The following is a 9,846-nucleotide window of genomic DNA, read 5'->3' as shown; positions in this document are numbered from 1 at the left end:
TCAGAAACACTGCCCGCTATACCTCCGGCATGACTGCGAAAACCGGTTGTTTTGATGGTTCCGGCATAATTGACCACCTCTTCAATCCTGCTGCGTTTTAACATGCCCACAAGTGCACCGGCCGGGCTTGTATTTCCGTAGCTGGTGACTTTTGGCTGTTTAAACAGGATCTGCCTGATAGTGCTGTTCTGTAAGGACCCGAACAGGCCTGAGGGAGTATTATCTGATAACGTTGAAACTTCGAGGCCGGAAATAACGTGGCCGTTGCCAAGCAGAATGACAGAGAACGGATTGGAGGTATTGCCGACGGGTTTCCAGGGAATGAATCGGCTCAGTTCAATATCACTCATTAACCGATAGCGACCTTCCACCGGATGGTCGGCATTCAGATATTGATTGAAATTATTATTATCTAACCCAATAGTACTGGCCCAATTGTTCCAGTTTGGAAAACATACGACAAGTGACAGTATCAATGCAGGTGGCTTTTTGTTGATAATCAGGCTTTGCCGATTTTGGTCTTTTATCAGGTTTTTATTCATTGAGGCATTACTGCAAATGATAATAAATACTCGTATTACCATCCGTATGTATAGACCACAATGAGTCATCATGCAGATGACCGTTGAAAAACTTCAATCCGAGCCTTCAGTAACAGCAAAGATTGCCAGAAAAAGCCAGCCCAGCATTAATGAGACGCCACCCAGAGGAGTGATCGCACCCAACCAGCTGATTTCTGTGAGGGCAAGAATATAAAGACTGCCGGAAAAGAGGATGATACCTGCCAGAAAGAGTCTGGCGCACCATTTCAGTTTTCCGGAATCTTTGAAGTGGATGGCTAGAACGGCTACCAGAATCAGAGCCAGACTGTGGTAGAACTGGTAATCAGTCGCTGTTGCCCATACTTCTATATAACGTTCGGAAAGTTGCGTTTTCAGGGCATGAGCACCAAATGCGCCCAGAGCCACAGAGATTAGACCGCAGAGGGCGCCGGACAACAGGTAGCGTCGAGTCATTTTTTGTCCGTAACTTTTGAAGGCAACAGATCAACAACACTGCCCGCTGCGAGTCTCAATCCTTCCTGAAAGTACAGAGAGCTTTTTTCATGATCATCCATGTGAGCCAAAAGACGTCCCAGCTCGTTATAGGTATCGATCCGTTTACTCAGTCTCAGGCTGGCTTCAAAGTACTCCCTGGCTTTACCCCAGAGTTCATTACGGAGAGACAGGCGACCCAGAGTGAGTAGAAGATCGGCGTCGTTGGGTCTTTCATTGAGCATGGTTTCGGCAAAATGCAGCTGCTTACTCACATCCTTGCCCTTGATTTTTCCATAAAGCAGAGCCATGTCACCGCTGTAGTGTTTCTTCAGATTGTCCCTAAGCAGAACTTCTGCTTTCTCTTCTGCTCCCAGATCCGTCAGGCACTTTCCATACCGGTAAATCATGGCGGAATTATGCTTCTGGTTGGACGACAGACTGTTCCAGATTTGGGTTGCAGGTTTTATTTTCTGATCCAAAGAGGTAAAACTTCGTCCATTATTAAAGGCCTGATTGAATAGAGCTTCAAAGCACTGAAGCTCAATGGTCCGATACTCTTCATCGGAAACGACTTTTTGCTTTTTCAGCTTGGGTAAAAGAGCCGCGAGAGATTGCCAGTCATTGAGGCGGGTATAGGTCTGTTTCAGCATTTTCAGAACATAGGCATGTCGTGGGACTTGCTTGTGCAGCTTGGTCAGGGTGGCCAGTGCCTGCTCCAGTTGACCTGATGAGAGCTGAAGCTGAGCTTGGGTAATGCCAATAGCCAACTCTGCACCGGGCTCCTTGTGATCGGCCTGACGGAGGTATTCGGCAGAGGCTTCAAGGTCACCGTTTTCATGAGCTGCACGAGCTGCGGCAAGATAATTCAGTAAAGGTGAGGAGCCATAGTCAGCAGCCTGCGAAAGCAGTCGCTCAGCTTTCTTCCAATGCCCCTGAGTGAACTCGACAAAGCCCCGGGTTGTCAGTTTACGGGCTCGTCTTTCTTTGGCACTGGACGTCATTGGATAGATAAAACCTGTGACGTCGAAAATGAGCCTCAGGATGATCCAGACCAGCCAGAATGCACCTATGGCAAGCCCAATCAACAGAAAAAGTCCCCACAATGTGCTTTCGAACGTTGTCTTGTTGTACGAGATAAGCACATAGCCGCTGTCATGGATCATGACGTTTGCCAAGCCAAAAGTAATGCCCAGAATCGCCAGGAAGATGATAAAACCCTTCATGTTTCTGGCTCCTCTGAAGAGTCAGCAGGTGCTTGCGGGGGCTGAGAATATTCTGACTGGTTTTCAGTGGCTGTCTGATCAATCCCTTCAGGTGTTTTTTCGATTGAGCTGTTCTGAACAGTCTGTGCACTCTCTGAGGATTCAGTTTGCCCCGAGGTGTTTTTTTCATTCTGCGGGGTCTCAGTTATCAGGCTGGATTTCAGCAAGTTCAAAGCACGGCTGATATTGACGGTGACAGGTTTTACGGTGACTTTGTCCAGAGCCTTCAGCTCGTCCAGCATTGCGGTGGCCTGAGCCCCTGACAGCGAGAAGTATTTTTCTATCCAGTCTGAAGCCTGTTGCAGACTACTGTTGTAGATCGCCTGCTCTCTGGAGAGAACTGACAACTTGGCCTGTTCCAGGATTAGCTGAAGGTTTTGGCGAATCAAAATATTCTCTTCGGGTGACAACAGTGACGTGATTTTTTGATCACGATCCGGGGTGAATCTGAACAGCCGGACAAAGCTCTCCCGGGTATTGTTCAGCATTGAGAGGGCGACAGTCTGCCAGTCGGTGGTCTCTGAAGATGGAGTAGATGGAGCGCCTGTGGATGGCGTCTCAGAGGGCTTTGATACCGAGATTGAAGCTGATTTCAGGGGCTCTTTTTCCATCAGGGGCAGTTCGTCAATCTGCTGGGTGAGCGCTTCAAGCTTCAGGTAAAGACCTTCCTGATCAAAATCCGGGAGGCTGTTAAGAGAAGCAATATCTTCTGCCAGAGCTTCCCTCACGGGATACAAATTGTAGTTGTCCAGCTCAAGCAGCATTTGATCAGCACTGTTAAGGAGAGCCTTGGCTGAGTGGGTATCAGATGTCATGAGCAGGCGCTGATTGGCCAGTCTGAGCAGGTATTCTACTTCTGCCAGCTTCCAGCCATCCTGACTGTTGCCGGTGAGTTCCTGAAGGCTTCTGGTCAGACTGTCGGTGCGCTTCAGCAGGCGTTCACTTTGACTTTGCTGTTCGTCGAGTCCGGTTTTGATGGGCGTGAGTTCACCGTTTATTTCAGTGAGTCTGGCCTGAACCCGTGCAATCTGGGTTTGTTGCTGTTCCTGTCCTGCTATCAGAGCGGGTTGCTGCTGCTCCCATTGCATGAACCGCCAGCCAATACTGCCAATTAAACCCAGTGCAATAACCGCAATCAGCAAGGCCAGGATAGATAGTTTACCTCCTGGTTTTGATGCTGATTGTTGAGGCTGTTTTCCGGAGCCTGTCGATGTCGACTTGCTAACCTGTTTTTTTGAAGGCTCTCCAGACCTGGCCCGATGTGTCGGTTCAGCTTGCTCGAGTTTTCTGGCGTTCTGATCTTTCTTGCTCACGTTAACCCTTCGCTGTTAATCAGGTTCAGTACCGAGACCATGGCGTGATTGTTGGCACCCTGAGCGGTATAAACCCGTTTGAATGCTTGAGCCTCTGGCATTCTGGCAATTCTTTCGCTGGGAACCACCAGACAGCACTCCTGACTTAAAGCAGGAGAAAGGTAGTCTGTGGTATTGGCCAGAATCTCACCACTGCTGGTCAGTATGACATTAATAGCATGATCTTTGATCAGTCTGTTCAGATAATCTTTCGGGTAGTCCGGCTTCTGGCGTTCATAAACTTCCAGGCAATCCACCCGGGCTCCCCGATTACTGAGGGTAGTCTCCAGCAGCTCTCTGCCGCCTTTGCCTTTCAGAATGAGTATCTTTTCTCCGCTGACCTGCTGAAGACTCTCCAGTTGCAGCAGGGCTTCGCTGTCTCCGGGCTTTTGTCGTACTTCCGGGCAGGCGGCCTCAATGTTGTTGCTATTTAGCCATTGTCGTGTTTTTGGGCCGACGGCATACCAGTCGATCTTCAGGGGCATTTGTGGCCAGTAATTCTCTATGTGCTCCAGGCCCAGTCTGGCGGCATTCTGGCTGATGGCAATGATTTTACCGTATTGATCCAGCTGTAATATTCGGTCTCGCAGTGCCTGACTCTCTGCCACCGGCTGAATATGGATCATCGGCAAAGACCATGCCATGGCCCCCTGATTCTGAATCATGGCAACCAGTGGTTCAGCCTGCTCCCTGGGGCGAGTGACCAATGCTCTGATCTCACGATTGTTTATCATGACATGGCTCACATTAATGCAGCAACTCTGCGAGAATGCGGTCTGCACCTTGCTCCAGCAAGGATTCTGCCAGCTGGACACCGCCTTTCTCCCCATCGGAAGGTGCACAATAGACTTCTGCGCTCAATATGACTTTGCCGTCCGGCTGACCCACCAGACCCCGGATGAAGAGCTGATCGTTGATGAGTTCAGAATAGCAACCAATAGGTACCTGACAGCCGCCATTTAATTTTCGGTTCATGGCTCTTTCCGCAAGCACTCGTGTGGCTGTTTCTTAATGATGCAGTGGGGCCAGAAAGTGTTTCACCGCTTCATCGTTTGAACGAATCTCAATACCCACTGCACCCTGGCCTGCCGCTGGCAGACTCAGTTCAGGGGGAAGCGCCGTTTTGATCCGGTCTTCCATTCCCAGTCTGATTAACCCCGCTGCCGCAAGAATAATGGCGTCATACTGACCATCGTCAAGCTTGTTCAGGCGTGTGTTGACGTTGCCTCGCAGGAATTCAATCTTCAGATCCGGTCTTTTTGCCAGAATCTGGCATTGGCGGCGCAGACTGGATGTGCCCACGATTGCGCCTTCAGGCAGCTCGTCCAGCTGGTTATAAGTGTTGGAAACAAACGCATCCAGTGGGTTTTCACGAGGACAGATAGCGGCCAGTCCAAGCCCCTCCGGAAGCTCCATAGGAACATCTTTCATGGAGTGCACGGCGATATCGGCCCTGTTCTCCAGCATAGCTGTTTCCAATTCTTTTACAAACAGGCCTTTGCCACCGACTTTGGCCAGAGGTGCATCCAGAATTCGATCACCCTTGCTGGTCATTTTGACCAACTCCACCCGGATACCCGGATGAAAGTGCTCCAGACGCTCTTTGACGTATTCAGCCTGCCAGAGGGCCAGGGCGCTTTTTCTTGTAGCGATGCGGATGGTTTTCATGAAGAGACTTTCAATCAATAAAAAGGACAACGATGGCTGAATGGCGCTTTAAAGCCTGCGGAATGGTCTACTCGGTAACGGGTTATGGCCAGTATACAGGTTCACTCATCATTGAAGAGATTCAGTGTTTGGGATAATACGATAGTCTTTAGTTGTGACCAACATTTACTTTCTTACCAAGCGGTTGATGGAAGAGAAAATAACCACTAGGTTGTTAATCCAGCGGAGGAGTTTATGACAGACCTTTATAGAACCGACTATATGCTCTGGGTGGAAGAGCAAAAAAAGCTGCTGGCTGCCAGACGTTTTGATGAACTTGACCTTGAAAATTTGCTGGAAGAATTAGCAGATATGGGAAAAAGTGAGCCAAGGGCTTTCAAGAGACATCTTATTCAGTTACTGAGCCACTTGTTAAAATGGGACTTTCAGCAGAATCAGGTCAATGACCTCAGGGGTATGGATCATTGGTTTCGCAGCTGGGTGGATACGATTCAAATTCAGAGGTATGCCGCAGCAGCAGTCCTGGCAGATAATCCCAGCCTGCAGTCAAAACAACAGGCTATTTACCTTGAAGCCTATCAACAGGCCCGAATACTGGCTGCCAAGGGCTTGAACAGTTATGTAGATTCAAGACATTTTGCATCGAAAGATTTCCCTGAAGATTGTCCGTGGAGCCTTGAGCAGGTTATGGGTGAAGACTTTTTGCCCGAAGCCAGACTCAGTTAAGCCTGGCACTCACGGGCTTCAAAGCGATTGCATGAACTTCTTCATCAGTGGCACATGTCTGCGGCTTACTGAAAGAGGCTTGTCGACGCCACTGAGCTGGATAAAGAAGTGGCCCTGCTCGTCACGAATCATCCTTTCTATGGCCTTTCTGGCCACCAGAGCATTCCTGTGGACTCTAACAAATCTGGAACTAAACTCGGACTCCAGATCTTTCAGTGGGTCATCAATGAGCACTTCCCCGTTCTTGTGATAAACCGTGATGTATTTGCTGTCTGCCATAAAATAGTAGATATCATCCAGAGGCACCAGTTCTATCCCTCTGAGCGTTTTGGCCGCGATGTGGCTGCGGGCATTATCATTCAGGTCTTCTTTAAGGCTCGCCAGCTGCAGTCGATTAACTTTAGCAGCGCCAATCAGCGCTTGTTGCAGATCTTCGATCTTTACTGGTTTCAACAGATAGCCAACCGCCTGAACCTGAAAAGCTTCAATGGCGTGAGTATCATAAGCGGTACAGAAAATGACAGCGGGCGGACGCTCCAGCTTGCTGATATGAGCGGCTGCTTCCAGACCTCCCATAACAGGCATACGAATATCCATTAAGACAATATCTGGCTGGTATTTACGACAAAGCTCCAGAGCTTCTATGCCATTACCTGCATCGTACTCCAGAGCCTGAAAGCCCTCTAAACGTCCTAACAGGTGTCGCAGGCGGTCTCTTGCCAGCGGTTCATCATCGGTGATCAGTATGTTCATGGTTATTGCCACCGTAAGGGTAAGTGATCAATGTTTCAAACTCCTGAGTATCTCCACTCTCACCCTCAAACAGCTGAGCTTTTACACTGGCTTTGTTACCAAAAAGCATATTCAGTCGGGAGCGGATATTGGCCAGAGCCAACTGATTTCCCTGAGCCCCTTTGGCAAAGCTGGAAGGGTTACTCTGAACCGGGTTTCTGACTCTGATAGTGATGTTATCGTTGCTCCTGCCAATATCTACACTCACAGTGCCACCTTTTTCCAGTGGCTGGATGCCGTGATAAACCGCATTTTCAACAATGGGCTGCAATGTGAGGGGGGGAATGAGAACGTCCTCAGGGATTAACTCAATATTCCACCGGGTTTGCAGACGGCGTCCCAGTCTGTGCTGTTCAATTCTCAAATAGCGCCGACAAAGCTCGATCTCTCGACTCAAGGCAATGCTCTTGCCATGCTCCTGAAGGCTGGAGCGAAAGAGATCCGACAAATCTTCAACGGCCTGCTCTGCCTTGTCCTGGTCAATATGAATCAGGCTGGCGATGATGTTCATCGAGTTAAAAAGAAAGTGAGGGCGAATCCGAGCCTGCAAAGCCTCAAAGCGAGCGGCATGGCTGGCTTTCTGCTCTTTCCTGGCTTCCTGTTGGACGTAGAAATAGCGCAGAAGCATGGCTGTAATGATCAGAGCGACGGTGACATGCCTGACCAGCTGGTTCCATTCCGGATAGATATCAATAAAAGCATCCCGCCATAGAAACCACTGCGCCGCGAGAGTGAATACCAGAGTGATGATGCCCACGACACCAAGGCAGCTGCTGATGATAACCGTCAGTTTCTGACGCTTCAGAACTGGCCTGAGCCGGCATAGAACAGCGCCTGATACCAGAGATATCCACTGGACAAATAGGGAAGTCATGGCCAGACGATTCCAGTCCAGGTCGTCCGGGGCGGGCAGAGTGAGTACCTGGATCAGGACAAAAAGCTCAGACACCAGAACCAGCATAAAGACGGCACCGGGGGAGCATAAATCCGGCAGGAAAAAGTCGTCATCGTCCTGAATTCTGTTGGCTTTAAATAGCAAGAGGGAGCATCCTGTCTCTGGTGTCTTTAGATTTATAATAATTCGTAAAAATAGAATAATTATTCTTTTTGGGTTGGGCGCGCTATCTAAAATCACCCAGTTACCTCTATAATGCCGGAGCCAGCTTCAGTCATCCACAGTCTGGCTATAAAAATCAGCAGATTGACGTTGCGGGCATCAGGAAGTTGGCCTGCAGAATGCGAAACAGCCATGAGCCGGAAACAGCCGTGAGCCGGAAACAGCCATGAGCTCATTAAAGAAAGAGGTAGAAAATGTCCGATAGCAGCAATCAGCAGTGGGGTGGAAGGTTCAGCGAAGGCGTGGATGCATTTGTTGCTCGATTCACTGCCTCTATTGATTTTGATCGTCGCCTTTATCGTCATGATATTGAAGGCTCGATGGCTCACGCTCGAATGCTGCAAAGAACAGGCATTCTGAGCCAGGAAGAGCTGTCTGTCATTCTGAGTGGGCTCGAAGGTATCCTGGAAGACATCGAAAACAACAACATCGACTGGTCTATCGAGCTGGAAGATATTCATATGAATATTGAAGCCAGACTGACAGACAGAATTGGTGATGCGGGTAAGAAACTGCACACCGGGCGCTCCAGAAACGATCAGGTGGCAACCGATATTCGTCTATGGCTCAGAGAAGAAATTGACCATATAAGTAATGAGCTGAAACGGTTGCAGACAGGTCTGGTCAATCTGGCAGAGCAGGAAGCTGACACTATTATGCCGGGCTTCACTCATCTGCAAACGGCACAACCGGTGACATTTGGACATCACCTGATGGCCTGGTATGAAATGCTGGTAAGAGACAGTGAACGTTTACAAGACTGCAGAAAACGCGTCAACGTGTCGCCCTTGGGAGCGGCTGCTCTGGCAGGTACAACTTATCCGATTGATCGTGAGTTTACTGCAAAGGTGTTAGGTTTTGATCGCCCATCCAGGAACTCATTGGATTCTGTCAGCGACAGGGACTTCGCCATAGAGTTTTGCTCAGTGGGCGCACTGCTGATGACGCACCTGTCGCGTATGTCGGAAGAACTGGTGTTTTGGACATCGGCCCAGTTTGATTTTATCGATTTACCTGATCGCTTCTGTACCGGTTCATCCATCATGCCCCAGAAGAAAAATCCGGATGTACCCGAACTGGTGAGAGGTAAGACAGGAAGGGTTAATGGTCACCTGATCAGCCTGCTGACATTGATGAAATCTCAACCATTGGCCTACAACAAGGACAATCAGGAAGATAAGGAACCCCTGTTTGATACAGTAGATACCCTCAAAGACTGCCTGCGAGCCTTTGCTGATATGGTTCCACATATTCAGTCAAAGAAAGCAAACATGTCAGAAGCCGCTCGCCGTGGATTCAGCACCGCAACCGATCTGGCAGACTACCTGGTCAGACAAGGCATGCCATTTCGCAATGCCCATGAAGTGGTTGGCAAAGCAGTGGCCTACGGCATTGAGCAGAACAAGGACTTGTCAGAGATGAGCCTGGAAGAACTGACCGTCTTCTCAGACACCATTAAGGAAGATGTGTTTGATGTGTTGACGCTGGAGGGATCTGTTGCTGCGAGGGATCATATTGGCGGCACTGCGCCGGGGCAGGTGAGGTTGGCTGTAAAACAGGCCCGAAAGCTCGCCAATGATAACGCTCCCTGATCCTTCCCGCCTTGAGCCTTGACGAGGCTATTGCAAACCAGCGTCCTTTGCGGGCGCGCACGCCAGTGTAGTGTGATGAGAGCTGGAGTAAGATCAGCTCTTGTCCGGTTTGTGTTGCTAATTCAACAGAAACGGTGATGGATTTGTCTGAAACGGAATAAACAAGTCTTAAACCAAGTTGCCTTAGTTTGATTTTATAAAGGTTTGGAGCACCAGGAACTTTTGCAGAAGGGACGTTTACGCCTGGAGTCGATCTCGGTACCGCGCCCCATAGTTCGGGCAATACGGGACAGGTTGACT

The 9,846-nt window shown here is 49.4% G+C and carries 8 protein-coding genes and 2 pseudogenes; 2 read left to right on the top strand and 8 right to left on the bottom strand.

The window, feature by feature from the left end; translation table 11 throughout:
* From KDK19_RS12760 to hemC, 6 genes and pseudogenes are all read right to left on the bottom strand, one after another.
* Window positions 1-542: pseudogene (locus KDK19_RS12760) on the bottom strand (hypothetical protein); the annotation flags it as partial.
* A 93-nt stretch (window positions 543-635) separates the two neighbouring features.
* Window positions 636-1,016, bottom strand: a complete 381-nt coding sequence (locus KDK19_RS12755) for a DUF423 domain-containing protein (protein ID WP_257255027.1) — start codon at window positions 1,014-1,016, stop codon at window positions 636-638.
* Complete coding sequence (locus KDK19_RS12750; RefSeq protein WP_257255028.1) at window positions 1,013-2,260, bottom strand: heme biosynthesis HemY N-terminal domain-containing protein; 1,248 nt, start codon at window positions 2,258-2,260, stop codon at window positions 1,013-1,015. Before KDK19_RS12750 ends, KDK19_RS12755 begins: the two co-directional genes overlap by 4 nt.
* Window positions 2,257-3,612, bottom strand: coding sequence for a uroporphyrinogen-III C-methyltransferase (locus KDK19_RS12745; RefSeq protein ID WP_257292113.1), 1,356 nt, complete (start codon window positions 3,610-3,612; stop codon window positions 2,257-2,259). The genes KDK19_RS12750 and KDK19_RS12745 overlap by 4 nt, the downstream gene beginning before the upstream one ends.
* On the bottom strand, window positions 3,609-4,385 hold the full coding sequence (locus tag KDK19_RS12740; RefSeq protein WP_257255030.1) for a uroporphyrinogen-III synthase: 777 nt from the start codon (window positions 4,383-4,385) through the stop codon (window positions 3,609-3,611). The genes KDK19_RS12745 and KDK19_RS12740 overlap by 4 nt, the downstream gene beginning before the upstream one ends.
* A 13-nt stretch (window positions 4,386-4,398) precedes the next feature.
* Window positions 4,399-5,319: pseudogene (gene hemC, locus KDK19_RS12735) on the bottom strand (hydroxymethylbilane synthase).
* 234 nt (window positions 5,320-5,553) lie between these two features.
* On the opposite strand from hemC, the gene KDK19_RS12730 reads away from it, so the two are divergent.
* Window positions 5,554-6,045, top strand: coding sequence for a DUF29 domain-containing protein (locus tag KDK19_RS12730; protein ID WP_257292112.1), 492 nt, complete (start codon window positions 5,554-5,556; stop codon window positions 6,043-6,045).
* A gap of 18 nt (window positions 6,046-6,063) precedes the next feature.
* On the opposite strand, the gene KDK19_RS12725 is transcribed toward KDK19_RS12730, so the two are convergent.
* Both KDK19_RS12725 and KDK19_RS12720 read right to left on the bottom strand, forming a co-directional pair.
* On the bottom strand, window positions 6,064-6,798 hold the full coding sequence (locus tag KDK19_RS12725; RefSeq protein ID WP_257255033.1) for a LytTR family DNA-binding domain-containing protein: 735 nt from the start codon (window positions 6,796-6,798) through the stop codon (window positions 6,064-6,066).
* Window positions 6,776-7,876, bottom strand: a complete 1,101-nt coding sequence (locus tag KDK19_RS12720) for a sensor histidine kinase (protein ID WP_257255034.1) — start codon at window positions 7,874-7,876, stop codon at window positions 6,776-6,778. The genes KDK19_RS12725 and KDK19_RS12720 overlap by 23 nt, the downstream gene beginning before the upstream one ends.
* 272 nt (window positions 7,877-8,148) lie before the next feature.
* On the opposite strand from KDK19_RS12720, the gene argH reads away from it, so the two are divergent.
* Entirely contained in the window at window positions 8,149-9,546 is a 1,398-nt protein-coding gene (gene argH / locus KDK19_RS12715) for an argininosuccinate lyase (RefSeq protein WP_257292111.1), read from the top strand.
* Window positions 9,547-9,846 lie beyond the last annotated feature (300 nt).

It is taken from the genome of Endozoicomonas sp. ONNA1 (assembly GCF_024606325.1).
Taxonomy (GTDB): domain Bacteria; phylum Pseudomonadota; class Gammaproteobacteria; order Pseudomonadales; family Endozoicomonadaceae; genus Endozoicomonas_A.
Note: the sequence above shows the minus strand (reverse complement) of the source record. Positions and strands in the feature narration are given on the sequence as shown.

Bases quoted from the DNA above. Each gene is read 5' to 3' on its own strand.
- KDK19_RS12755 (WP_257255027.1), bottom strand. From the start codon at position 1,016: ATGACTCGACGCTACCTGTTGTCCGGCGCCCTCTGCGGTCTAATCTCT.
- KDK19_RS12750 (WP_257255028.1), bottom strand. From the start codon at position 2,260: ATGAAGGGTTTTATCATCTTCCTGGCGATTCTGGGCATTACTTTTGGC.
- KDK19_RS12740 (WP_257255030.1), bottom strand. From the start codon at position 4,385: ATGATAAACAATCGTGAGATCAGAGCATTGGTCACTCGCCCCAGGGAG.
- KDK19_RS12730 (WP_257292112.1), top strand. From the start codon at position 5,554: ATGACAGACCTTTATAGAACCGACTATATGCTCTGGGTGGAAGAGCAA.
- KDK19_RS12725 (WP_257255033.1), bottom strand. From the start codon at position 6,798: ATGAACATACTGATCACCGATGATGAACCGCTGGCAAGAGACCGCCTG.
- argH (WP_257292111.1), top strand. From the start codon at position 8,149: ATGTCCGATAGCAGCAATCAGCAGTGGGGTGGAAGGTTCAGCGAAGGC.